Source organism: Candidatus Pelagibacter sp. RS40 (genome assembly GCF_002101295.1).
Lineage (GTDB): Bacteria > Pseudomonadota > Alphaproteobacteria > Pelagibacterales > Pelagibacteraceae > Pelagibacter.
This window is the reverse complement of the sequence record NZ_CP020778.1, coordinates 545,958-570,109: the sequence shown is the minus strand read 5'-3', so window position 1 is coordinate 570,109 and position 24,152 is coordinate 545,958. Positions and strand designations below refer to the sequence as shown.

Annotated in this window: 32 protein-coding genes; 19 read left to right on the top strand and 13 right to left on the bottom strand. The window is 29.4% G+C overall.

Annotated features, from left to right (window positions below; genetic code table 11):
- Nucleotides 1-7: 7 nt before the first annotated feature.
- Both B8063_RS03045 and tsaD read right to left on the bottom strand, forming a co-directional pair.
- Nucleotides 8-421: an EVE domain-containing protein gene (locus B8063_RS03045; protein WP_085069367.1), complete on the bottom strand. Its 414-nt coding sequence runs from the start codon at nucleotides 419-421 to the stop codon at nucleotides 8-10.
- A complete protein-coding gene (gene tsaD, locus B8063_RS03040; protein ID WP_085069365.1) occupies nucleotides 421-1,494 on the bottom strand; it encodes a tRNA (adenosine(37)-N6)-threonylcarbamoyltransferase complex transferase subunit TsaD in 1,074 nt (357 codons plus the stop codon). Before tsaD ends, B8063_RS03045 begins: the two co-directional genes overlap by 1 nt.
- Nucleotides 1,495-1,552: 58 nt before the next feature.
- On the opposite strand from tsaD, the gene hemC reads away from it, so the two are divergent.
- The 6 genes from hemC to B8063_RS03010 are packed head-to-tail and all read left to right on the top strand — an operon-like array spanning nucleotide 1,553 to nucleotide 6,460.
- A complete protein-coding gene (gene hemC / locus B8063_RS03035) occupies nucleotides 1,553-2,461 on the top strand; it encodes a hydroxymethylbilane synthase (protein ID WP_085069363.1) in 909 nt (302 codons plus the stop codon).
- A 1-nt stretch (nucleotide 2,462) separates the two neighbouring features.
- Nucleotides 2,463-3,161, top strand: a complete 699-nt coding sequence (locus tag B8063_RS03030) for a uroporphyrinogen-III synthase (RefSeq protein ID WP_085069361.1) — start codon at nucleotides 2,463-2,465, stop codon at nucleotides 3,159-3,161.
- A gap of 3 nt (nucleotides 3,162-3,164) precedes the next feature.
- On the top strand, nucleotides 3,165-4,250 hold the full coding sequence (locus B8063_RS03025) for a mechanosensitive ion channel family protein (protein WP_085069359.1): 1,086 nt from the start codon (nucleotides 3,165-3,167) through the stop codon (nucleotides 4,248-4,250).
- On the top strand, nucleotides 4,247-4,540 hold the full coding sequence (locus B8063_RS03020) for a YggT family protein (protein WP_085069357.1): 294 nt from the start codon (nucleotides 4,247-4,249) through the stop codon (nucleotides 4,538-4,540). The genes B8063_RS03025 and B8063_RS03020 overlap by 4 nt, the downstream gene beginning before the upstream one ends.
- Before the next feature lie 3 nt (nucleotides 4,541-4,543).
- Nucleotides 4,544-5,392: a bifunctional 5,10-methylenetetrahydrofolate dehydrogenase/5,10-methenyltetrahydrofolate cyclohydrolase gene (locus B8063_RS03015; RefSeq protein WP_085069355.1), complete on the top strand. Its 849-nt coding sequence runs from the start codon at nucleotides 4,544-4,546 to the stop codon at nucleotides 5,390-5,392.
- A gap of 9 nt (nucleotides 5,393-5,401) precedes the next feature.
- Nucleotides 5,402-6,460, top strand: a complete 1,059-nt coding sequence (locus tag B8063_RS03010; RefSeq protein ID WP_085069353.1) for an MBL fold metallo-hydrolase — start codon at nucleotides 5,402-5,404, stop codon at nucleotides 6,458-6,460.
- Here the strand turns inward: B8063_RS03010 and B8063_RS03005 are convergent.
- Nucleotides 6,457-7,518, bottom strand: a complete 1,062-nt coding sequence (locus tag B8063_RS03005; RefSeq protein WP_085069351.1) for a PQQ-dependent sugar dehydrogenase — start codon at nucleotides 7,516-7,518, stop codon at nucleotides 6,457-6,459. The genes B8063_RS03010 and B8063_RS03005 overlap by 4 nt on opposite strands.
- A 1-nt stretch (nucleotide 7,519) precedes the next feature.
- Nucleotides 7,520-8,230 (bottom strand): SDR family NAD(P)-dependent oxidoreductase, encoded by a 711-nt coding sequence (locus B8063_RS03000; protein WP_085069349.1) that lies wholly within the window; start codon nucleotides 8,228-8,230, stop codon nucleotides 7,520-7,522.
- Between the two features lie 28 nt (nucleotides 8,231-8,258).
- Here B8063_RS03000 and B8063_RS02995 point away from each other — a divergent pair, with 28 nt between their 5' ends.
- Together B8063_RS02995 and B8063_RS07270 are read left to right on the top strand one after the other, a co-directional pair.
- Complete coding sequence (locus B8063_RS02995; protein WP_085069346.1) at nucleotides 8,259-9,752, top strand: cryptochrome/photolyase family protein; 1,494 nt, start codon at nucleotides 8,259-8,261, stop codon at nucleotides 9,750-9,752.
- The gene (locus B8063_RS07270) at nucleotides 9,749-9,874 is read left to right on the top strand and encodes a DUF2256 domain-containing protein (protein WP_085069344.1); all 126 of its coding nucleotides are present in this window, start codon (nucleotides 9,749-9,751) and stop codon (nucleotides 9,872-9,874) included. Before B8063_RS02995 ends, B8063_RS07270 begins: the two co-directional genes overlap by 4 nt.
- A 1-nt stretch (nucleotide 9,875) precedes the next feature.
- Here B8063_RS07270 and B8063_RS02985 read toward each other — a convergent pair whose 3' ends face one another.
- From B8063_RS02985 to B8063_RS02955, 7 genes are read right to left on the bottom strand one after another with little or no spacing between them, the layout of a single operon-like run.
- Nucleotides 9,876-10,103: a hypothetical protein gene (locus B8063_RS02985; RefSeq protein WP_085069342.1), complete on the bottom strand. Its 228-nt coding sequence runs from the start codon at nucleotides 10,101-10,103 to the stop codon at nucleotides 9,876-9,878.
- A gap of 30 nt (nucleotides 10,104-10,133) precedes the next feature.
- Nucleotides 10,134-11,270 carry an FAD-binding domain-containing protein gene (locus tag B8063_RS02980; protein ID WP_085069340.1) on the bottom strand — a complete coding sequence of 379 codons (1,137 nt, stop codon included), beginning with the start codon at nucleotides 11,268-11,270 and terminating at the stop codon, nucleotides 10,134-10,136.
- A gap of 9 nt (nucleotides 11,271-11,279) precedes the next feature.
- Nucleotides 11,280-11,660 (bottom strand): phosphate-starvation-inducible PsiE family protein, encoded by a 381-nt coding sequence (locus B8063_RS02975; RefSeq protein ID WP_085069338.1) that lies wholly within the window; start codon nucleotides 11,658-11,660, stop codon nucleotides 11,280-11,282.
- Complete coding sequence (locus B8063_RS02970; RefSeq protein ID WP_085069335.1) at nucleotides 11,660-12,118, bottom strand: hypothetical protein; 459 nt, start codon at nucleotides 12,116-12,118, stop codon at nucleotides 11,660-11,662. Before B8063_RS02970 ends, B8063_RS02975 begins: the two co-directional genes overlap by 1 nt.
- Before the next feature lie 60 nt (nucleotides 12,119-12,178).
- Nucleotides 12,179-13,363 carry an argininosuccinate synthase gene (locus B8063_RS02965; protein ID WP_085069333.1) on the bottom strand — a complete coding sequence of 395 codons (1,185 nt, stop codon included), beginning with the start codon at nucleotides 13,361-13,363 and terminating at the stop codon, nucleotides 12,179-12,181.
- Between the two features lie 4 nt (nucleotides 13,364-13,367).
- Complete coding sequence (locus B8063_RS02960; protein WP_085069331.1) at nucleotides 13,368-13,868, bottom strand: invasion associated locus B family protein; 501 nt, start codon at nucleotides 13,866-13,868, stop codon at nucleotides 13,368-13,370.
- Nucleotides 13,859-14,893, bottom strand: coding sequence for an aldo/keto reductase (locus B8063_RS02955; protein ID WP_085069329.1), 1,035 nt, complete (start codon nucleotides 14,891-14,893; stop codon nucleotides 13,859-13,861). Before B8063_RS02955 ends, B8063_RS02960 begins: the two co-directional genes overlap by 10 nt.
- A gap of 69 nt (nucleotides 14,894-14,962) precedes the next feature.
- Between B8063_RS02955 and B8063_RS02950 the strand changes: the two genes are divergently transcribed.
- Nucleotides 14,963-15,721: a Bax inhibitor-1/YccA family protein gene (locus B8063_RS02950; RefSeq protein ID WP_085069327.1), complete on the top strand. Its 759-nt coding sequence runs from the start codon at nucleotides 14,963-14,965 to the stop codon at nucleotides 15,719-15,721.
- On the opposite strand, the gene B8063_RS02945 is transcribed toward B8063_RS02950, so the two are convergent.
- Complete coding sequence (locus B8063_RS02945; protein WP_085069325.1) at nucleotides 15,722-16,066, bottom strand: DUF2794 domain-containing protein; 345 nt, start codon at nucleotides 16,064-16,066, stop codon at nucleotides 15,722-15,724.
- Nucleotides 16,059-16,610 (bottom strand): septation protein A, encoded by a 552-nt coding sequence (locus tag B8063_RS02940; protein ID WP_085069322.1) that lies wholly within the window; start codon nucleotides 16,608-16,610, stop codon nucleotides 16,059-16,061. The genes B8063_RS02945 and B8063_RS02940 overlap by 8 nt, the downstream gene beginning before the upstream one ends.
- Before the next feature lie 77 nt (nucleotides 16,611-16,687).
- Between B8063_RS02940 and hspQ the strand changes: the two genes are divergently transcribed.
- From hspQ to B8063_RS02890, 10 genes are all read left to right on the top strand, one after another.
- Nucleotides 16,688-17,008, top strand: a complete 321-nt coding sequence (gene hspQ / locus B8063_RS02935) for a heat shock protein HspQ (RefSeq protein ID WP_085069320.1) — start codon at nucleotides 16,688-16,690, stop codon at nucleotides 17,006-17,008.
- A 170-nt stretch (nucleotides 17,009-17,178) separates the two neighbouring features.
- On the top strand, nucleotides 17,179-17,886 hold the full coding sequence (gene ccmC / locus B8063_RS02930; protein WP_085069315.1) for a heme ABC transporter permease CcmC: 708 nt from the start codon (nucleotides 17,179-17,181) through the stop codon (nucleotides 17,884-17,886).
- Nucleotides 17,883-18,116, top strand: coding sequence for a heme exporter protein CcmD (ccmD, locus tag B8063_RS02925; RefSeq protein ID WP_085069313.1), 234 nt, complete (start codon nucleotides 17,883-17,885; stop codon nucleotides 18,114-18,116). Before ccmC ends, ccmD begins: the two co-directional genes overlap by 4 nt.
- 12 nt (nucleotides 18,117-18,128) lie before the next feature.
- Nucleotides 18,129-18,548 (top strand): cytochrome c maturation protein CcmE, encoded by a 420-nt coding sequence (gene ccmE, locus B8063_RS02920; RefSeq protein WP_085069311.1) that lies wholly within the window; start codon nucleotides 18,129-18,131, stop codon nucleotides 18,546-18,548.
- Nucleotides 18,549-18,550: 2 nt separating this feature from the next.
- Nucleotides 18,551-20,425, top strand: a complete 1,875-nt coding sequence (locus B8063_RS02915) for a heme lyase CcmF/NrfE family subunit (RefSeq protein ID WP_085069309.1) — start codon at nucleotides 18,551-18,553, stop codon at nucleotides 20,423-20,425.
- Nucleotides 20,415-20,939 (top strand): DsbE family thiol:disulfide interchange protein, encoded by a 525-nt coding sequence (locus B8063_RS02910; RefSeq protein ID WP_085069307.1) that lies wholly within the window; start codon nucleotides 20,415-20,417, stop codon nucleotides 20,937-20,939. The genes B8063_RS02915 and B8063_RS02910 overlap by 11 nt, the downstream gene beginning before the upstream one ends.
- Nucleotides 20,936-21,301: a cytochrome c-type biogenesis protein gene (locus B8063_RS02905; protein ID WP_085069305.1), complete on the top strand. Its 366-nt coding sequence runs from the start codon at nucleotides 20,936-20,938 to the stop codon at nucleotides 21,299-21,301. The genes B8063_RS02910 and B8063_RS02905 overlap by 4 nt, the downstream gene beginning before the upstream one ends.
- Before the next feature lie 11 nt (nucleotides 21,302-21,312).
- Entirely contained in the window at nucleotides 21,313-21,810 is a 498-nt protein-coding gene (locus tag B8063_RS02900; RefSeq protein WP_085069303.1) for an acyloxyacyl hydrolase, read from the top strand.
- Between the two features lie 14 nt (nucleotides 21,811-21,824).
- Nucleotides 21,825-22,976: an alpha-hydroxy acid oxidase gene (locus tag B8063_RS02895; protein WP_085069301.1), complete on the top strand. Its 1,152-nt coding sequence runs from the start codon at nucleotides 21,825-21,827 to the stop codon at nucleotides 22,974-22,976.
- Nucleotides 22,977-22,985: 9 nt separating this feature from the next.
- Nucleotides 22,986-24,149: a pyridoxal phosphate-dependent aminotransferase gene (locus tag B8063_RS02890; protein ID WP_085070863.1), complete on the top strand. Its 1,164-nt coding sequence runs from the start codon at nucleotides 22,986-22,988 to the stop codon at nucleotides 24,147-24,149.
- Nucleotides 24,150-24,152 lie beyond the last annotated feature (3 nt).

The window sequence follows — 24,152 nt, the reverse complement described above, 5'->3', positions numbered from 1 at the left end:
TTTAATTTTAAATTTTACTCATGTTATTTATAATTTTCCAGCTTTTATAATCAACTGGCATTACTGAAAGTCTACTTTGTTTGATCAAAGCTAAATGGCTTAAATCCTTATTTTTTTTGATATTTTCAAGAGTAACTGGAGTTTGTAGTTTACTTTTAAATCTTACTTTAACAGCAACAAACTTCTTTTTTTTATCTGTTGGGTCTATAAAGGCAGCTTTGATGACCTCGACTATACCGACAATTTCTTTACCAATATTAGAATGGTAAAAAAAACAGAGATCACCCCTCTTCATACTTTTTAGATTATTTGCTGCTTGATAGTTTCTAACTCCATCCCAATTTGCACCTTTTGATCCAGCCTTGATTTGTTGATCAACAGACCAGACGTCTGGTTCTGACTTAAGTAACCAGTATCTCATTATAATTCTACCCCTGCTCCTTTTAGGAATTTGGCATTTGCATCTAGAGGAAGTCTTGGATCTGCGGGTAAATCTAAATTATCAAATTGTTTATTTTTAAATTTTTCTAATCCTACCATTGCTATCATTGCAGCATTGTCACCACACAAATGTAAATCAGGAAAAATAGGTTTGAAATTATGTTGCATACTTACTTCAATTAATTTTTTTCTTATACCTTTATTTGCAGCTACTCCTCCAGCTACTACAAATGAACCTTTGTTTGTTGAATTTAATTTTTTAAACTCATCTAATGCAACTTTTGTTTTTGTAAACAATATTTCTTCTATTGTTTTCTGAAATGATGCTGCAAGATCAAATTTTTCCTGATCACTTTTAATATTTTTTACAATTCTTAAAATTGCAGTCTTTAGTCCTGCAAAAGATAGATTGCATCCACCTTTATTAATTATTGGTTTTGGTAAATCATATTTTTCTGGATTTCCTTTTTTGGCAAACTCTTCAATTTTAGGCCCTCCAGGAAAATCTATACCCAACAATTTTGCAGTTTTATCAAAAGCTTCCCCCAATGCATCATCTATTGTAGTACCAAGTCTTTTATAATCTCCCAAACCATTTACAGATAGATACTGACTGTGGCCTCCAGAAATCAATAGTAGAAGATAAGGGTAATCAATTTTATCTTGGAGTTTTGGACTTAAAGCGTGTCCTTCTAAATGATTTATCCCTATAAAGGGAATGCCCAAAGTTGATGCTAATCCTTTACCAAAACTTAGTCCAACTGAGAGACAAACTATTAAACCAGGACCATAAGTCGCCGCTATCGCAGAAACTTTATTTAATTCAATTCCACTATCGCTAATTGCTTTTTTCGCTATAAGGTCGATTTTTTCAACATGTGATCTAGCAGCTAATTCAGGAACTACACCACCAAACTCTTTATGAATATCAAATTGACTTGAGATTATGTTTGATAGAATTTTTGGTGTTCCATTTTGTTTATCTTGAATTAATGAAACTGCTGTTTCATCACAACTAGTCTCTATACCTAATATTATTGGTTTTTCTGACATAAAATTTTTTTTTTAATTAATACAATTAAATTATAAGAATGTAATAGAAATTAATTTTATGAAAAGAGATAACATCATAATTGGATCAAGAGGAAGTAAGCTTGCTATAATTTATGCAGAAAAGGTGAAGAGTGAGATATCAAAATTCTATTCTGGAAAAATTAAGATAAGAAAAATTATAACCAGCGGTGATCAAAATCAAAATGAAAGACTTTCAAGTATGGGTGGAAAAGGAATGTTTTCGACAGATATTGAAAAAGAACTATTAGAAAATAAAATTGATATAGCCGTTCATGCTCTCAAAGATATGCCATCTGCCGATACTATCGGACTAACAACAAATTGTTTTTTGAAAAGAAATTCACCAAATGAAATACTAATCAGTAAAAATTTAAAATTTAATGAGCTTAAGCAAGGATCAGTTATTGGTACGTCCTCATTTAGAAGAGAATATCAGTTAAGAAATGTTAGAGCTGATTTGGTATATAAATTGATAAGAGGAAATGTTGATACAAGAATTAAAAAATTAGAAAATGATGAGTACGATGCAATCATTTTATCAAAAGCAGGAATAGACTCTTTAAATTTACAAAATAAAATTACAGATGAATTTGATGTTTCAAAACTAGTTCCTTGTGCTGGACAAGGTATAATAGCAATACAGTGCAATGAAAATAATCCAGACATACTTAGATTAATAGAGAAAATAAATGACAAACAAACTAGAATTATTGCAAATACAGAAAGAGAAGTTCTTAAAATATTAGAGGGAGATTGTGATACAGCCATAGGCGTTTTTGCAACAATAGAGAACAATAAAATTGAACTCACAGCAGAATTATTCTCTGTTGATGGAAAAAGCAGATTTTTTATCAAGGAAGATGATGACATAGAAAATCACATGATTTTAGCAAAAAAGATTGCAGGAGACTTGAAGATTAAATCTAAAGGATCATATAAAGGTTAAAATGCACATACTATTAACACGACCTCTAGAGGATTCTAAAGATTTGATTATGAGGTTTAAAGAACTAGGTCATCAAGTTTCACATCTGCCAGTAATAACAATTGAAAAAAAAGATTATGAGGACCCAAATTATAATGAATTCAGAGGAATAATTTTTACAAGTTCTAACGCAATTAAAAATTTAGACATTTCAAAAATAAATAAAGATATATTTTGTTTTTGTGTAGGAAATGCAACAGAGAAAATTGCAAAAGAAAAAGGTTTTCAAAATATTTTTACTGCTGAAGGAAATGTTTCAAATTTAAAAGAAATAATTTTACAAAACTTCGATCCTAAAAATGGTAATTTAATTTATGTAAGTGGAGAGCTAGTTTCTTATGACTTGGACAAAGAATTAAAAATAGAAGGTTACTATGTGAAAAGAATTATTAATTATTCTGTAAGTTCCATTGAAAAATTATCTGATGAATTTGTAGGGCAATTAAAGAATTCTATACCAGAGATAGTTTTTATTTATTCTGAAAATAGTGCTCGTAGTTATCTAAATCTGCTTAAAAAATATAATTTAATTGATAATTGGATGGATACAAATTTAATGTGTTTAGGTGAAAAATCATCAGCTGTTCTTAACGAAATAAAGTGGAAAAAAATATTTTTATTTAATCCTGGTGAAGAAGAGTATTTACTATATAAAATTTAAATTATGGAAGTCTTAAACAATTTTAAAAGCTTATTCTTATCAGTATGGGAAAAAGGCATCCTTGGGATAGATTTTTTTCAGATCCTGGTTGGTTTGGGAATTTTTCTTCTTTTTCTTGTTTTTAGGGGCTTAATAAGCAGATTAATTATTAAAAAACTTGAAATAATTTCCAAACGCACAACTAATAAACTTGACGATACATTTGTTAAATCAATGATGGGACCTGCAAGGTTTCTTCCAATTGTCTTAGGAGTTTTTTTTGCGAGTTATTACATGTCATTTTCTGACGACATGAGAGATTTTGTGGACAATTTAAACAGGACTTTAATAACCATTTTAATATTTTGGATTATTCATCAAATAATAGAGCCAATTTCTTATATTTTAAGTGGATTAGATAAAATTTTAACAAGAGAACTAATAGGATGGATTATTAAATCTTTAAAAATTCTAATTTTTATTTTAGGTGCTGCTGCGGTTCTTGAGTTATGGGGAATTAAAATTGGACCAATTATTGCTGGTTTAGGTTTATTTGGAGTTGCTGTTGCATTAGGTGCGCAGGACTTATTTAAAAATTTAATTTCAGGAATTTTAGTTCTAGTTGAAAAAAGATTTAGGATGGGTGATTGGATCAGAGTAGACGGAATAATAGAGGGTGTTGTTGAAAAAATTGGATTTAGATCTACAGTGATAAGAAAATTTGACAAATCACTTGCAATAATTCCAAATTTTCAATTTGCTGAAAACGCAGTAATAAATGTTAGTCAAACTACGAACTGGTTAATTAGTTGGATAATTACACTTCAATATGACACCACAGTTGACCAACTTAAAACTATTAGGAATCAAATAGAAGAACATATAAATAAAAGTGAGGATTTTGACCAATCAATTGGAGTTGCTGTGAGGGTGGACAAATTTGCAGACAGTTCCATAGATATGTATGTAAGATGTTTCAGTAAAACAAATAGTTGGAACGAATGGTTAAAAGTAAAAGAGAATTTGGCGCTTTCTATAAAGCAAATAGTTGAGACAAATAAAGCTTCTTTTGCATTCCCAAGTCAATCAATATATGTAGAAAAAAAATGATAGCTATTTATTACTTAGCTCTTCAAGTTTTGAAATTATATTCTTATGTAGTAATTGGCTATGTAATATTAAGCTGGTTGGTTGGTTTTAATATAATAAATACTTCAAATAGATTTGTTTATTCCATATTACAGTTTGGTTATAGGTTTACAGAACCAGCTCTATCAAGAATTCGAAGATTTCTTCCTAATTTAGGTGCTTTTGACATTTCCCCTATCATTCTTCTTTTGTTGATATGGTTTGTAGAAATGTGTATGAAGCTCTACTTAGCACCAATTATATTTAATTAATTTATGATTTTAATCGATGGAAAAAAAGCTGCGGCTGAACTTAGACAGGAACTAAAAGAAGAAGTTTCTGAATTAAAAAAAAAATATAATCAAGTCCCTGGTTTAACAGTAATACTAATAGGAGATTTAACTCCTAGTCAAATTTATGTGAGAAATAAGGAGAAATCAGCAATTGAGGTCGGCTTAAAATCTGATGTAATAAGGTATCCAGACTCAGTCGAAGAAAAAACTGTTTTAGGAAAAATAGAAGAGCTAAATAAAGATAATAGTGTTTCAGGAATTTTAGTACAGCTTCCACTGCCAAAACATATTGATAAACAGAAAGTTATTGAGGCTATTGATCCAGCAAAAGATGTTGATGGATTTCATCCTATGAATGTTGGTAATTTATCTTCCGGATATGAAAGCTCAATTCCATGTACACCTCTTGGATGTTATCTTCTTATTAAAAAAATTGAACCTAACTTAAACGGAAAAAAGGCAGTTGTAGTTGGTAGATCAAATTTAAACGGAAAGCCTATGACGCAATTATTATTAAAGGAAAATTGTACCGTAACTATCACTCATTCAAAAACAAAAGATTTAAAAGCAGAGTGTTTAGAGGGGGATATTATAGTGGCAGCAGTTGGTATCCCTGAATTAGTAAAAGGTGACTGGGTTAAAAAAGATGCAATTGTTATAGATGTTGGAATTAATAAAACGGAAAAAGGTATAGTTGGAGATGTAGCATTTGATGAAGTTTCAAAAGTTGCAAAAGCATTAACACCCGTTCCTGGAGGTGTTGGCCCAATGACTATCGCGTGTTTACTAAAAAACACAATAGATTGTTTCAAAAGATCACAAAAAAATTAAATTATTACTGTGAAAAAATTAGCAATTTTTATTGTTATTTTTTTAACTTATAACTCATTCACAATAAGTATGGAAAATAAACCTTATCATCACTTACCAGATGGAACATTTAGAAATCCTGAAGGATCCCCTGAGAGAAATAAAAATTTTAATTGGTCATTTAAAAAGTTTAGACAAGAAAAAAAATATTTGGATATGACTGTTCCGAGTGATCATGTTGTAGAAAAAAGTAATGTAATTAAAGAATTTAATATCCTAAAAAATGATGATTATATTGGTTGGATTGGTCATGCTACTTTTTTGATTAAATTAGGTGAGACCACGATTATTACAGATCCTGTTTTTTCCAAAAACGCTGGACCACTTATATTTGGGCCCAAAAGATTTACTGAACCAGCTTTAAATTTAGATGAATTACCAGAAATTAATTTATTTTTACTAACTCATAATCATTATGATCATCAAGATATGAGTACAATAAGAAAATTTCCATACAAGCAAGCAAAGGTAATGCTTCCTCTAAAATTAGGAAAATATTTTAAACGGTATAAAGACGTTAATGAAATGGATTGGTACGACGAGATCACAGTGAATAATGATTTAAAAGTAACTTTTTTACCAGCAGTTCATTGGTCTAAAAGAAGTTTGACAGATACCAATAAAACTTTGTGGGGAAATTTTTTGATTAATTACAAGGGTAAAAAAATACTTTTTGCTTGTGATACAGGTGTTGGAAATATTTACAAAGATCTTGGTGAGAAATATGGACCAATAGATTTAACGATTTTAAATATAGGTGCTTATAACTTTTACCCCATGGCACCCTATAAAGATAAATCAACTTATCACACAAATCCAGAAGAAGCATTGAGCATAGCCAGAAATCTCAAAAGTAAAAAGGTTTTAGGAATGCACTGGGGAACATTTGTGCTTTCCTTAGAACCAATTATGGAGCCAAGGCAAAGATTTAAAGATAATGCACAAAATTATGGATATAAAAGTGATGAAGCTTTAATTTTTAAAATTGGAGAGTTTCAATCACTTAAAAAACTTCTTAATTATAATTAACTTTTTTTCATTAACCAGAGCCCATTTTCATTTAGAAAATAAATTTTTCCAGATACAGGGTGAACTTGAATATCTCTAATTCTTCCAATTTCTCCTTTAAAAATAACCTCTTCCTCTACTTTATCTAAGTCATCAAATTTCAATTTCCTTAAAGATTGATCTTTAAGAGATGTAATTAACGCATGACCATTCCATTCATTAAATTCCTCGCCCTGATAAATAGTAATTGCACTTGTTGCTATTGAAGGAACCCAATATTTTATTGCTTTTGTAAATCCTGGTTTCCATTTTGGACCTATAGGTAAACCCGAGTAATTCTTTCCTCCCCAACCAAGAATTTTCCAACCATAATTTTCACCTTTTTTTGCTTCACCAAACCAATCTCCACCTTTAGCACCGTGATTACTCATATAAACTTTACCGTCAAAAGGTGAAACAGTCAGTCCTTGAGGATTTCTAATACCAATTTGATAAATTTCAGGTAACCAGTTGGGTTTTCCATCAAATTTAGGATTATCATTTGGAATACTTCCATCTAAATGAATTCTGATTATGCTACCTGGATGTTTTGATGTATCTTGTGCGATCATCCCTTTGCCTCTTTCACCAGCTGACGCGTAAAGATATTTACCCTTAATAGCTAATCTAGAACCAAAGTGATAGCCAGAATCTATTGGTGGATTAGCTTGGAATATATTTCTAAAAACTAAATTTTTTTTATCTAAATTTGCTAAAGCTATTGAAGTACTAGTTTTCCCATTTCCTCTATTTTCTGTATATGAAATCCAAACTTTATTTTCTTGATGTAGAATATCAAGCAGTCCTCCTTGTCCATCTTCCAAAAAATTAAGATTGTGCTCAACATCGTTAACTTGATTATTAATAATATTTACAATCTTAATGAGACCACCTTTTTCAGTTATTATCATTTCATCATTATTTAAAAAAGAAGAGCCCCAAGGATTATTTAAATTAGCAATCTTTACAAATTTAAAGTTTTCCGAATTAGCTTTTGAAAATGAAAGTATAAAAATAAATAGAAAAAAAAATTTTTTCACTCTAGGATAGCTTTGATCTTCCACCGTCAACTGCAATTATTTGACCTGTAACCCAAGAACTTTCATCAGTAATCAAAAATTTTGCTAGCGAAGCCGAGTCTTTTCCTTCTCCAATTCTTTTAAGAGGATGTGCTTTAGCAATTCCCTCTGCTAAAACTTTATTCTTTAACATTGGTTCAGCTATTTTTGAATTTGTTAAACTAGGTGCAATACAATTAACTCTGATATTTGGAGCAAATTCAGCAGCTAATGACACAGTAAGTCCCTCAACAGCTGCTTTTGTTGATGCAATTATAGAGTGATTAGTAAAACCTCTTTGAGCTGCGACTGTTGAAAATAGTACTATTGACCCCTTATTTTTTTTTAATGACTCTTGGTACCCTTTTATTAAATCTATTGCAGAGTAAAGATTAAGCTTCATACATTTGTTTAAATCTGTTTCGGTTACCATTCTAAATGGCTTCAGATCAATTGAACCAACGCAGTATGCTATACCTTTAACTTCCTCAATGTCTGACCTTAGTTTTTCTACAAAACCATCATCTAAAACATTTAATATAGTGTAATCACAGTTAAATTTTTCAGATAAAGATTTGGTTTGCTCCTCATCTCTACCTACTAGGTGAATTTTTTTACCTAGTGAGTACAATTGCTCTGCTAAATTAGATCCTATTGATCCTGTTGCACCAACTATTAAATATTTATCTGACATATTTTTTTTGAAGGGTTATATATAGGTAATGAAATTATTTTTTCTACTAGGAAACCAGCTATTTGATGAAAAATACTTAGAAAAATTTAAAAAAGACCATATTTTTTATATGGCTGAGGATTTTGAACTATGTACTTACGAAAAACACCACAAAAATAAAATTTTGTTGTTTCTCTCGTCCATGCGGTCGCATGCAGAAAGATTAAAAAAAAGTAATTTTAAAATTGAATACTCATCAATAGAGGAAAAGATATTTAAGTTAAATTACACTGAAAAATTAAAAAAAATTATAAAATCAAAAAAAATTACTGAAATTTCTAGCTTCGAAATTGAAGATAAATTTTTTGAAAAAAAAATAAGTAATTTCACCAAAAAAGAAAATATTAACTGGAATATTGTCCAAACACCGATGTTTTTGAATTCAAGAGAAAACTTTAAAAAATATCTATCAAAATCAAAAAAACCTTTTATGGCTGTCTTTTATAAAGATACACGAAGAGAATTAGATGTTTTAATTAAAAAAGATGGAACCCCCGAGGGAGGAAAGTGGAGTTTTGATGAAGATAATAGGAACAAACTACCAAAAAATATTTCAATTCCAAAATTTCCAAAAATAAAAGAGACATCTCATACAAAAAAATTAAAACTTATTATTGAAAAATACTTTAAAGATCATCCTGGAAATGTGGAAAACTTTTGGTTTGCAACGGAATATGAGGATGTCATCAAGCTATTAAATTTTTTTATTAAGGAAAAATCTAATTTATTCGGTGATTACGAGGATGCTGTTGATCAAAAAGACAATATATTATTTCACAGCGCATTAAGTCCTTATATAAATTTAGGATTAATTACCCCTGAGCTTATAATAAAAAAAATCTTAGATTTTCATAAGAAAAATAAAATTAGATTAAATTCATTAGAGGGATATATCCGACAAGTTATAGGGTGGAGAGAATTTATGAGAGGTATTTATCAAAGTTATTCTAATGAAATGGAAACAAGAAACTTCTTTAAACAAAATAGAAAAATGAAAAAAAGTTGGTACGATGGATCAACTGGCCTTCCACCTTTAGATTACGCAATTAAGAACGCGTTGAAATATGGATGGTCACATCACATAGAGAGATTAATGATTTTGTCTAATATTATGAACCTTTGTGAAATTAAACCTAACATCGTTTATAAATGGTTTATGGAAATGTTTGTTGACTCCTCTGATTGGGTTATGGTTCCAAATGTTTATGGTATGGGCTTGTTTAGTGATGGAGGTATTTTTGCAACCAAACCTTACATTTGTGGATCCAGTTATTTTATGAAGATGATGGATTTTAAAAAAGGAGAATGGTGCAACACAATGGATGGTTTGTACTGGAGGTTTATCAACAGGAATAGAAGTTTTTTTTTAAAAAACCCAAGATTATCGATGATGGTGAGAATTTTTGATAAAATGAAAGCTGAAAGGAAAAAACTGATATTATCCGAGGCAGAAAAATTTATAAAACAAAATACAATCCAGTGAAAAAACAAAATCTACCTTCTAAAATATGCCCAATATGTAAAAGATCATTTGCATGGAGACGAAAATGGAAGTTGAACTGGGAAAGAGTTAAATATTGTTCTAAAAAGTGCTCGAGATCTTAAATTAGCAGCAAGAGCAACTACTTTTTTTTTCTTTTTTTATCTTTTCAGGATTATCTTTTTCTATTTTATTTTGAATAACTTTAGACTCTTCAAAAACTTTTTTCTTTAAAATTTTATCCTCGATATAGGCATACAATGAACTAAAACCTAACTTAGAAGCTCTTTTTTCTTCATAGGCTCTTCTTCCTTTTAAGTTTTCAATAATTTCTAATATTTGAGGATTATTCATAGAAATAATTTATATCACATAAAATTTTTATTACAAAATATGCTCTATAATCTTGGGAATATATTTTTTAAAATTAAAAAATCCTTTGTTACAATATTTCCATGCGTTTTGATCAATATTTCTATATAAGAAATGAATTCCTAAATTATTCGAATTTAAAAAATCTAAATTCTCACCTATTGTTGGATATAAACCACAACAATTTTCAACATTTGTTATTTCACTAATGTTAATAATTTCACAATCAATAGATTGATCTTTTAATCTTTTTTCTTGATCCTCAATTAACTGAGATTTAAATTTCAATAATTTCTCACTAAGCTTTATAGATCTATTATTATTTTTATTAGAAACTAAGTAAATTTTCTTAAAGTGTTTATCTTTAAAGTCAGTAATTTCGAATGAGAGATTATTTTCAAAAACCAACAGGTTTTTTTCTTCAAAATTTTGTGGGTTAGTAAAATTTTGTTTTACTACATTATAAGATTTTTCAGATACTTTTGGAGGAGCATTTTCATTTAATTTAACTTTTTGAAATCTATTGTTAGTAAATTTTTTAATATTCCATTCACTCGCTAAGTAATGTTTACCTTGAGTTTGAATACCCGCAACCCATCTCCATCCAAGTGTATTTGAAGCAGCATCTCCATCAAAAAGATGTTGCATAAAAAATTCCGCACCTAATTGCCAAGGTAATTCTAAAGTAAAAATCCAAATACTAGCGAACCACATTCTTGTGTGATTATGTAAATAATTATTCTCTTTAAGCTCGTTTACCCATTCATTGAAGCAATCTATATTTGTTTTTCCATCAATTGCAGACAGATAATCTTGATTATTTTGAAATTCTTTTTTTATCTTATCTAATTCTAGAAGATAATCTGTCCAAACATTAGGTCTTAATTCTAACCAACCTTTCCAATATGTTCGCCATAAAACTTCCTGAATAAATTTTTCATTTTTTGAGAAAGAAAACTTACTTAGTGATTTTTGTATCACTTCTTTTTCATTAATTATCCCATGAGTTATATATGGTGATAAACAAGACACATTTAACCTCTTTTCAGGTCCAAAATCAAAATTTCTTAGTCTAGAATATTCTGAAAGATTATTTTCAACAAAATTATCTAATTGATTTATGGCCTTAGCCCTTGAAGCTTCAAACATTGCTTTTAATTATTTCGATTTTTTTTTCTTTAGACCTAATTTATCACTGTGTCTCAACCTTAAAACAACAATTGCTCCAGCAATTAACAAAATTGCAACTGCTTCGTAAACAAGTGCAGTAGGATCCATCTCCTTACCTTGTAAAATAATAAATCGGGCAAGAGCCGTTATCGCAATAAGCAATGGAAGTGTAATACTAATAGACTGCTGGTTCCAAAAAACTCTAACCATAGCTAGCACCTCTAAGTAAAGAAACATTAAAAGTAAATCAGCTAATGTTACCAACTGATTGGTGAACATATTTTTAATTTCTATGCCAACAGCAATAACTGTGCTCACTAAAATAATACACATTAAAGCTAATTGTAAGTTTTTTGTAATATTGTCCATTATTTACCTTTAGTAAATGGTAGCCATTTTTCAAACGCTGATTTTAAAGGACCATCATATGGAATTGAGTAAGAATTTGGATTCGGACTAGTTAAAACTTCAATACCTTTTGAAAAAATAAAAATAAATACTATTACAAAAACAATTACCATTATTTTAAAAGGGTCAAAATTTTTTGTTTGAAAAACACTTGCGGATTTTGCTTCTGCTTTATGGAATTGTTTAAAAGTCATGTAGACAGCAAATATTAATCCTATATGAGCTAAAAAAAGACCAGCCCACCCAAATGCAAAAGTTGTATATGAAAAAACATATAAACTAAAAACTGTAGTCCAAATAAAACTTAAAACTAATAAAATTTGTAGTCTTACTGTTTTAGGAAGTGCACGTAGATCATTTTTGCTATCATCAAATAAAATATTTGCAGCATCTTTCATCCAATTTTTAATTGATTCCATATTTCAAAGATATAATTTTTTATAATTTAAACAAATGCTAATTTGCCCTAAACTTTACAGTTAACGAAGCTTTTTTTTGTGAAAATTGATAAATCTCTCAACATTAGATTTATTAAATGACTTGTTCTCCTCAAATGAAACTTTCTTCATTGAATATGCACTACTATTAGTAACTCTTGATTGAATTGTAATATTCCCTTTATATAATTTAAGCTTGACTGCGCCATTAACTTTACTTCTTTTTAAATCAACAATTTTCTGAAGTTTAAATCTTTCTTTTGAATACCAGTAACCATTATAAATCAATTCTGCATATCTAGACATTATTCGATCTTTCTTATGCATGGTTGCTTTATCTAAAGTAACAGACTCAATTGCTCTATGTGCATTAATTAAAAGAGTTCCACCAGGTGTTTCGTATACACCTCTAGATTTGATGCCTAAAAATCTATTCTCAACTAAGTCAACCCTTCCAATTCCATTATTACCAGCGAAATTATTAAGTTTTGACAGTAATTTAGCGGGTGACATTTTTTTTCCATTAATTCCAAAAGGATCACCATTTTTAAAATTTATAGTAACATAAGTTGGTCTATTTGGTGCTTTTTCAGGTGAAACAGTTCTTTGAAAAATAAATTCTGGAGCTGAATTTCTAGGGTTCTCCAAGACCTTTCCCTCTGTCGAGGTATGAAATAAATTATCATCCACAGAAAAAGGTGGTTCTCCTTTTTTATCATTTGGAATTGGAATATTGTATTTTTTTGCGTAATTAATTAAGTCAGTTCTTGATTTTAATTTCCAAATTCTCCATGGAGCAATAATTTTTATATTTGAACCAAAATAATGATAACCTAATTCAAACCTTATTTGATCGTTGCCTTTTCCAGTCGATCCATGCGAAACAGCATAAGCTTTAAATTTCTTAGCAACTCTTATTTGGTCTTTAGCAATTAAGGGGCGTGCAATTGATGTACCAAGTAAATAGACACCTTCATAAATTGCATGTCCTCTAATCATTGGGTAAATGTATTCTTTTACAAAAATATCTTTTAGATCATTTATTATTATCTTTTTTACACCAAGTTTTTTTGCATTTTTAATAATTTTATTTTTATTTATCTCTTGGCCAATATCGGCAGTGTAGCATATTACTTCTGCATCATAATTCTCTTGAAGCCACTTTAAAATTATAGAAGTATCTAACCCTCCAGAATAGGCGAGCACTATTCTTTTTTTTGACTTCATGATTTTATGTGCAATTTTTTTTTGCTGAATTGTATGCTTTAGTAAAACCCATCAAAGAATAATGATCAATTGTTTGAGATCCTGATTTATTATATGCAGTAACCATTATTCTTGACGCTTTTTTCATTCTTTTTATAATTCTTTTTTCTATTTTACTGCTTGAAATCCACGCAAAGTCTTCCTGCGCAATATCAAATTTATATTTAGATTTTCCAGATGATGCTATTATTGAATTTTGACTATTATATTCGTAACCTGATGTAGTGCTCACCTCGTCTGAAATTTTATCAGTTGGCCTAAATGTAACAAATAATCTTGCCTCTCTATCTCCCTTTTTTGGAGATTGTAAAACAGGTTTAGATTGAGCAAAACAAATTTTTCCACTTGTATCTAATACTTGAATTACTTCCCAGTCTTTAAACTTTCCAATTTTTTTAACTTCTTCAGCAAAGCCTGATGAAAATGTTAAAAATAAAAAAATAATTGAGTATCTAATTACGGACATGGATTTGGAAAAATTTTTTGAACATTATTAATTGCATTTATTACTTCTTGATCTAATTTGACTTTTACACTTTCTATATTAGTTTTCAACTGATCCATGGTTGTTGCACCTATGATCACGCTAGTCATAAATTCTTGCTCCTCACAAAATTTAATGGACATTTGACTCATATCTAGACCATATTTTTCACTTATTTTGAAATATTCCTCTACTGCTTTTTCAGTATTGGGCTTTCTATATCTGGTCCAAAAATCATAATCTCTTTCCATTCTCGAGCCCCTTGGCAATTCTCCATTTCTATATTTGCCTGACAAATATCCACTTGCCAAAGGTGAATAGGAAAGACATCCTATCTGTTCTCTTATAGACACCTCTGCAAGTCCGACTTCATAAGATCTATTCAGCAAACTATAGGGATTTTGAATAGACATCATTCTTGGTAAATTTTTATCTTTAGAAAGTTTAATATAATTCATCACTCCCCAAGGAGTTTCATTTGATAGCCCTACATATCTAATTTTACCCTTATCAACATATTTTTTTAACTCATTAAGAACATCTTCGAATTGATTCCATTCATTTTCTTTATGTTCATAACCCAATCTTCCAAAGTTATTGACATTTCTTTCTGGCCAATGCAGTTGATACAAGTCTACATAGTCAGTGTTCAATCTTTTAAGACTATGATTAAGCGCATTTTCTAAATTTTTACCTACAAAACTATTTTCACCTTTTCTTAAGTAATCCCTAGATGGTCCAGCAACTTTTGTTGCTAAAATAATATCTTCTCTTTTTCCGTTTTTTTTTAACCAATTGCCTATGATTTTTTCTGTATGACCGTAAGTTTCCTTTTTTGGAGGAACTGCATAAAGTTCAGCTGTGTCCCAAAAGTTTACACCCTCATTTAATGCAAAATTCATCTGTTCAAAGGCTTCCGCTTCAGTATTTTGTTCTCCCCAGGTCATTGTACCGAGACAAATTGTGCTTACTTTAAGGTCAGTATTTCCTAATTTTTTGTAATTCATTTTTTAAAGTTATTTTTACTTATATTTTGGTGGCTTGAAAATATAGAAATATGATATTATATAAATCTTATGGAATTCAACAAAGAAAATATTTTAAATAAATCTACAATTGCAAAACAAGCAGTTGCAATGGATGAAGGTTTAAGAGCCTACATGTTAAAAGTATATAACTATATGGCTACAGGAGTTCTGTTAACTGGAATTATAGCACTGTTATCTTTCAAAATGTCGGTTGTTACAGATGCAAATGGTTCAATTGTTGCATTAACTGAATTTGGTAATACTATATATATGTCAGGATTAAAGTGGGTAGTAATGCTCGCACCTCTTGCAATAGTTTTTTACATGAGTTTTGGAATTAATAAAATGAGTTCATCAAAAGCTCAAACTACCTTTTGGATATTCGCAGCTTTAATGGGTCTTTCTTTGTCCTCAATTCTTTTAGTTTACACAGGTTTAAGTGTTACTAGAGTATTTTTCATATCTTCAGCAACTTTTGGTGCAATGAGTATTTACGGTTACACAACAAGAAGAGATCTAACTAAATTTGGATCTTTTTTAATGATGGGCTTGATTGGAATTATTATTGCTTCACTAGTTAACATTTTTCTTAAATCTTCTATGATGTATTTTGCAATTTCTATAATTGGAGTATTAATTTTCGTGGGCTTAACTGCTTATGATACTCAAAAGATTAAGAATATGTATGTTGCCTCAGACACTGGAGAATTAATGGGCAAAAAAGCAGTTATGGGTGCTTTAACTTTGTATTTAGATTTCATTAATTTATTTATAATGTTGCTGAGACTCTTTGGTCAGAGAAGATAATTAATTTTTTAATTTTTTCCAATTAGTATTCTTTAATAAATTTTCAAGATCAAATGAATTTTTTAATATCTTACCATTGGTATCAGTGATCAAATATCTTAAGTTTTTGTTTGATGGTTTAAAATTTTTACAAATTTTATAGATAGCATTTTCTGCAGCATTTTTAAAAACACTAAAACTTACTTGTTTGCTAGAAATAGAAAGCCCGTAGTCTCTCCAAGATCCTTCAGATACCATTTTAGCATAGAGATCCAAAATAATTTTCAACTCATTCTTTTCGAAAAAATACTTTATTTCCTCATCTTTTTTTAAGTTATTTACAACAAGTTTTAAGTTTCTATTCATTTATCTTGTACTTGTTAATCAGACCAATTTGAAAAGCAGTAAAAATAAATGTGATTGGAAGCATTCCCCAAACTTTGAAGTTAACCCAAAACTCCTCTGTTTGCGTTCGCCAAATTACTTCATTTAATAATGCAAGACCAAAAAAGAAATACATCCATCTATTATTTAAGATTTTCCAGCCTTCGTCACTTAATGGTAAAGATTTTCCTAAAATTTTTTTTAAAACAGGCTCATCTGTAAAATATTTTCCGAAAAATAAGGCTAACGCGAATAAAATATTAATTATTGTGGGCTTCATGTAGATGAAAACTGGATTATCAAAATATATTGTTAAACCTCCAAATAATGTAATTAACACTCCACTTATCAGTGGAACCATTGGAATTTTTTTCTCTAGTATCCAAACTATAAGAACTGCAATTATAGTTGCAACTATGAGTGGAGGTATAGCTATTTTTAAATTTTTATCGTTATTATAATAAAAGAAAAAAAAAATTACTAAAGGTCCAATATCTGTAATAAATTTTAAGAAAGATTTATTCACTGCTACATATTATCAGATTAATAAAACAATCATATTTTTTTTATTGATTTTTTTTTTCAAATATCCATATTTGTTTAGTGAGCATTCAAAAAGCTAAATTTTCAATAGGTGATGTAGTAAAGCATAAGCACTTCGAATTTAGAGGTGTGATTTATGATGTGGATTTTGAATTTAATAATTCAGAAGAATGGTACCAATCAATACCTAAAAACGTTAGACCTAGAAAAGACCAGCCTTTTTATCACCTACTCGCTGAAAATGATGAAATAACATATGAAGCATACGTGTCAGAACAAAATCTTTTAACAGACGACTCGGAAGAACCCATTAAACATCCATTGATAAATGAGATTTTTTCGGGGAAAAAAGGCTCAAGTTATTTTAAACCTTCAAATTAATCGAAAGCCTACTTTTTAACACATTTTATACAAACAGAAGTCATAACTTATAAATATTATTAACTTATATCTGGCTGAGAATGCTTATTAATTCCATTTTTATCTCCCTCAGTATTCTCGGTCAGACGATTTATCAAAATTTATATCGATTATTTATGTTATAAAAACTCATGTTAAATTATTTTAATCCTAGTAACACTTTAAAGGTTATTAATAAGCTTCAGAAATTTATTTTTGCGTTATTTATTGCAGTTTTAATTCTTGGATTGTTTGAAGCTTTGGTACTTTCTCCTGAGGATTATAAACAAAGCGACTCTGTAAGGATAATGTATGTTCATGTTCCTGCAGCTTGGATTTCACTTGGCATATTTTCTGTTATATCAATCTTATCTTTTGGAATTTTAATTTTTAAAAATAAAAATTTTATTTTAATTTCTAAAAGTTTAGCACCATCTGGCTTTGTATTTAATATTATTGCATTGGTTACAGGCTCAATCTGGGGAAAACCCACATGGGGTACCTGGTGGGCTTGGGATGCTAGAATTACATCAATGTTACTTCTCGCTGTATTTTACTTGATGTTCATGCTGAGTTGGAAAATTTTTGAGGATGAAAAGAAATCAATTAAACTTAGTTCATACATTGCAATTTTTGGATTAATAAATGTTCCAATAATTAAATTTTCTGTTGACTGGTGGTCAACTTTACATCAACCGTCTTCTGTAAATGTATTTAAGGAAACCACTATTCACTCAACTATGCTCATGCCATTAGGTATAATGACTGCGGCATTTGCACTTTTCTCAATTTTAATATTTTTAATGAAATATCATACAGAACTGCTAAAGATTAAAAATAAAGGATTAGATAGATTATGATAAGTGAAATTTTAAACATGAACGGATACGGTTTATATGTTTGGTCATCTTTCATGTTTACTTTGTTAAGTTTTGGTACTTTATATTTCGTAACTAAAATTCAGCTAAATAAAGAGTTAAGGAACTTTCAGGCTAAATTTAGAAATTTAGATATTGAAAAAGCTGAAATTGCAAAAGAGCAAGAAATTTACAGAGGAATTTTATCAAGTACTTCAACATCTAAAATTTAACTTTAGATTTTCATGTATGGTAAAAAAGTCAAGATACGAGCCTTTTTTATTATTTTAGTATTCACTTCAGCAATTCTTATCACTTTTTTGGTGATCAATTCATTAAAAGAAAATGTAGTATTTTTCAAATCACCGACCGACATAAATAATTTAAATCAAATAGAAAGTAAAAAGATAAGAGTTGGTGGGATGGTTAAAAAAAACTCAATAGAAATTGAAAATAAAAATTTAAAATTTGTAATTACTGATTTTAAAAATGAGATAATTGTAACTTTTAGTGGAGCTGTACCCAACTTATTTGAAGAGGGAAAAGGAGTAGTTGCAGAGGGATATTTAGAAGATAAAAAATATTTAAAAGCAGAAAAAATTTTAGCAAAACATGATGAAAATTATATGCCTCCAGAGGTTAAAGAGGCAATGCAAGGAAATTAGAAATGATTAATCAAATCGGAGCTTATTCATTATATATTTGTTTATTTGCATCTGTATACTTAATATTTAAATCATATATTTCCTCAAAAAATTTTGACAAAAAAATTGATCTAACATTTTTTGCAACTTTGTCAGTACAACTATTTATGACAATTTTAAGTTTTTTTACCCTAGTTTTTGCTTTTGTTTTTTCTGACTTTTCAAATATTACAGTGTTCAATAATTCTCATACGTTAAAACCTCTTTTTTATAAAATATCAGGTACCTGGGGCAATCATGAGGGAAGTCTACTGTTGTGGTTATTGGTACTAACTTTCTTTTTGTTCATTTTTTTTGTTACTTCAAAAAAGATGAATGTAAGATATAGAATTTTAACAATTTTATTTCAGGAAATTATTATTTTAGGTTTTTTACTCTTTATTCTTTTTACATCAAACCCATTTTTAAATATTTTACCAATACCTAATGAAGGTTTAGGTTTAAATCCAATTTTGCAAGATCCAGCACTTGCAATACATCCACCACTTTTATATGTGGGTTATGTTGGAACCTCTATTATTTTTTCTGCATCATTAGCAGCTTTAATTACTAAAACTGTAGATAATGTTTGGGCATCTCATATTAAAAATTGGATTTTAATATCTTGGATATTTCTATCAGTGGGAATACTTCTAGGATCTATATGGGCTTACTATGAATTAGGATGGGGTGGATTCTGGTTTTGGGACCCGGTCGAAAATGTTTCATTGATGCCTTGGTTTTGTTTGACTGCATTGCTTCATTCAATAATAGTTCTTAAAAATAGAAATATTTTTCATTCTTGGACTGTAATTTTATCAATCACAACATTTTCATTAAGTATGAGTGGAACCTTTTTAGTAAGATCAGGGATACTCAATTCAATTCACACATTTGCTAATGATCCATCCAGAGGAGTGTTTATACTAACATTCCTATTATTTCTTGTTTTACTGGCAGTTTTTATTTTCTTTTTTAATCAAAAAAATTTTCCAGATACATACCAAAGATCATTCTTAGTTAGTAGAGAGACAAGTATATTAATCAATAACTGGTTTATGATGTTTTTTTTATCAGTAGTATTAGTTGGGACAGCATATCCAATTTTTCTTGAAGTTATTAATGACGCCAAAATTTCGGTAGGACCACCATTTTATCATAAATTAATAGTTCCATTTCTTATACCTTTTTTATTTTTTATGGCATTAGGACCAAATATAAAATGGATAAAAGATAAAATAAATAAACTAAATATATCACAAATTATTTTTTTAATTTTATCTTTTGTAATTTCCTTTTTTATTGTTTTAAATACTAATACAAATTATTTATTCTCAACTTTGTTATTTACCTTCAGTTTTTATTTATTTTTTAATGTAATAAATAGTTTTCAAAAAAAAAATTCCAATTTATCTCAAAAAGTTTCCCATCTTGGTTTTAGTATTTTTATGCTTAGTATTTTATTCAATGGTATTTTATCTAAAGAAAATTCGGCAAACATGAAGGTTGGTGATGAAATTAATTTTTTAAATAAAAAATTAATTTTCGAGAATGTAAAAGTTGAAAGTGATTCAAATTTTAAAAAATTAGTAGGTGAATTCAAACTTAATGACAATGGAAAAATTATTCATTTTAAACCAGAAATTAGAGTTTATAGCCAACCCGAAACCATCACAAGTGAAGCAGATATTTCATCAACACTATTTTCAGATAATTTTTTAGTTTTCAGCCTTATTAAAAATGATGGTTTTTTTAATGTTAGATACCAACACAAACCTTTAATGATTTGGATCTGGATATCAGTATTATTGATGTCACTTGGTGGTGTATTCAGCTTCTTTAAATTAAATGAAAAATAATAAGATTTTTTATTTTATTGTAAGTCTAATAGTAGCAATTTTTTTTGTTTTGCTTTTAGGTTTGAAAGAAGAAAAAAATTATTCCCCACAGTCAGAAACTAAAATGTTAAATAATTCAATTTCACTTAAAGAGCTTTATTCAGGAAAAAATATTTTTCTTAATGATTTATTGCTAGAAAATGAGTTAAATTTAATTAATATTTGGGCTTCATGGTGTTTGCCATGTAAAGCTGAACATCCTTACTTGATAAATCTGAATGAGAGATTTGACATAAATTTAATAGGAATAAACTATAAAGATAACTTAGATAATTCAAAAAAATTTCTATCTGATCTTGGAAACCCATACGATGAGGTTTTGGTAGATAGTGATGGAATAAAATCAATTGAGCTTGGTGCTATAGGTGTTCCTGAAACATACTTAATTAATAATGAATATAAAATTATCAAAAAATTTATTGGACCATTAGACCAAGATGATTATGAAAATATAATTAGTTTAATTAAAAAATGAAAAAAATTATTTTGACAGTCTTAATATTAATAATAACCACTTTACATTCCAATATCTCTTTTGCAGATCAAAACAAGAATATTGATCACATAACTAAGAATTTACGATGTTTAATTTGCCAAGGTCAATCTGTTTATGATTCTCAATCAGATTTTGCATTGAGTATGAAAAAATTAATTCAAATTAAAATTAAAGAGGGAAATACCGAAGATGAGATATACAAATTTTTAAAAGAAAAATATGGTGAGTGGATTGTTTATGAGCCAGAAGTGAATAAAAATACAATTTTTTTATGGGGATTACCCCTTATTTTATTTATTTTTGGTGGTCTTTTAATTATTAGAAAAGTAACTATAAAGTAACTCAATTTACCATGAGATCAATAATTAGCTTAGTTATTTGTTGTGTTTTATCGTTTCCAAATTTTGTGAACGCTGAAAATTCTGGAAACAAATGGAGCTTTTACACAGGTATGTTTGATTTCAGTGATGATGGAAAAAAATCAAATCTTTTTGGAATTCAACATATAAATGAGGATTTATATAGAGAAACTTCTTTTGGTACTCTTCAGCCTGTGACTGGTGCATTCATAACAGCTGATAATGCGAAATATATATATACAGGTTTTCAAATCCCAAAAAAAAACGGATCTTTCACGTTCACACCAAGCTTTACACCTGGCCTTTATGATGAGGGAGATGGAAAAGATTTAGGACATGTGATTGAATTTAAAACTGAAATTCAGATATCTTTTGAGATATCAAATCAAAGTGAAATCGGATTATCTTATAATCATATTTCTAACGCCAGCCTAGGAGATAAAAATCCGGGCGCTAATAGTTATATGTTTAATTTTATAAAAATTTACTGACAGTTCCCTAAGGTATGAAAGTTAAAGATTGCTACAATTTTGAAGATTTTAGAAAACTTGCAAAAAGCAAGTTACCAGACCCAATTTTTCATTATATTGATGGGGGAGCAGATGATGAAGCAACTCTTAAAAGAAACACAAATGCTTTTGATGATTGTGACTTAGTTCCAAGTATTTTAACAAGTGTAGGAGAACCTGATCTGAAGACAGAAATTTTTGGTAGAAAAATTGATATGCCTATTTTTTTATCTCCAACAGCAATGCAAAGTTTATATCACCCGGATGGTGATAAAGCATCAGCCAGAGCAGCAGAAAAATTTAACACCATGTACAGTATGTCTACTATGGCTTCATTCTCAATTGAGGAGATTGCAAATGTTTCAAGTGGACCAAAATTATTTCAACTTTATATTCATAAAGATAAATCTTTTACTGATGATCTAATTGATAGATGTCGAAGAGCAAACTTTGATGGACTATGTTTGACTGTAGATACCTTAGTTGCGGGTAATAGAGAAAGAGATCATAGAACTGGATTTACTACACCACCTAAATTTACTCTGGAAAGTTTAATGAGTTTTGCGATGAGACCTCAATGGGTTTTAAATTATTTAACAAATAAAAAGTTTGAATTAGCGAATATCAAACATAAAACAGACAAAGGTACAAATATCGCTAAATCTGTCATTGATTATATTAATGAGCAATATGATCCAAAGATGAATTGGAGTGATGCAGAGTATTGTATTAAGAAATGGAATGGACCATTTGCTTTAAAAGGTGTTATGTCAGTTGAGGATGCCAAAAGAGCAGTGGATATTGGATGTACTGCAATAATGATCTCAAATCATGGTGGTAGGCAATTAGATGGATCAAGATCTCCATTTGATCAAGTTAAAGCAATTGCAGATGCTGTGGGTGATAAGCTAGAGATAATACTAGATGGTGGGGTAAGAAGAGGAACACATGTGTTAAAAGCCCTTGCGGCAGGCGCAAAAGCATGTAGTTTTGGGAAAGCTTTCCTTTTTAGCCTTGGAGCCGGAGGTCAAGTAGGTGTAGAAAGATTGCTACATAATATGCAAGCTGAAATTAGAAGAAATATGATACTAATGGGTTGCAAAAATTTATCAGAATTAAACCAGGACAAAATAATATATAGGAGATAGATTATGGAAATGAAATTAGCTGCGAGCTTAAATAGATTAGGTACAGAAACTGCTTTTAGTGTCTTAGCTGAGGCTAAAAAACTAGAAGCGAAAGGTCATCCCATGATCCATCTTGGACTTGGACAACCAGATTTTAAAACTCCAAAGCATGTTGTAGATGCTGCAAAAAAAGCGTTGGATGATGGACACCATGGATATGTAATGTCCAATGGAATACCTGAGTGCAGACAAGCTGTAACTAGATGGATTAAAAAAAGGTACAATGCAGATGTTAATTTCGAGAGAATATTAATCATGCCAGGTGGTAAACCCACTATGACATATGCAATTCAATGTTTTGGTGAACCTGGAGCAGAGATTATACATCCAACACCAGCATTTCCGATTTATGAGTCTATGATAAATTATACTGGATCAACAGCTGTACCGTATGATCTTACAGAAGATAAAGATCTGAAATTTAATGCAGATAAAATATTATCCTTAATTACTGATAAAACTAGACTGCTAATTTTAATCAATCCAAATAATCCAACTGGAAGTTTTGTTGAAAAACCAGAAATAGATAAACTAGCTAAGGGATTAGAAAAGTTCCCGCATGTAACAATTTTAAGTGATGAAATTTACAGCAGACAAATTTTTGATAATAAAGAAATGCCTACTTTTTTTAATTACCCAGAATTAAGAGAGCGATTAATTGTTTTAGAAGGTTGGAGTAAAGCATATTCAATGACCGGTTGGAGACTAGGTTGGAGTTTTTGGCCTGAACATCTAGTTGAACATGTTAACAAATTATTAATTAATAGTGTTTCTTGCGTTAACGCGGCAGCACAGTTTGCTGGAATAGCTGCTTTAGATGGTCCGGATGATTCAATCCATGAGATGATGGAAAAATTTACCGCAAGAAGAAAATTAATTCATGAAGGTCTTAATAGTCTACCAGGTGTTGAATGTAGTTTACCAGGTGGTGCATTTTACGCTTTTCCAAAAGTAATTGGAACTGGAATGAATGGTGCGGAGTTTTGTAAAAAAGCAATGCATGAAGCAGGTGTTGCAATTGTTCCAGGCACAGCCTTTGGAAAAAGTTGTAACGACTATGTAAGATTTAGTTTTGCAGCCTCAAGAGATAATATTTCTCAAGCTTTAGATAATATCAAAAAAATGCTTGGATAATTC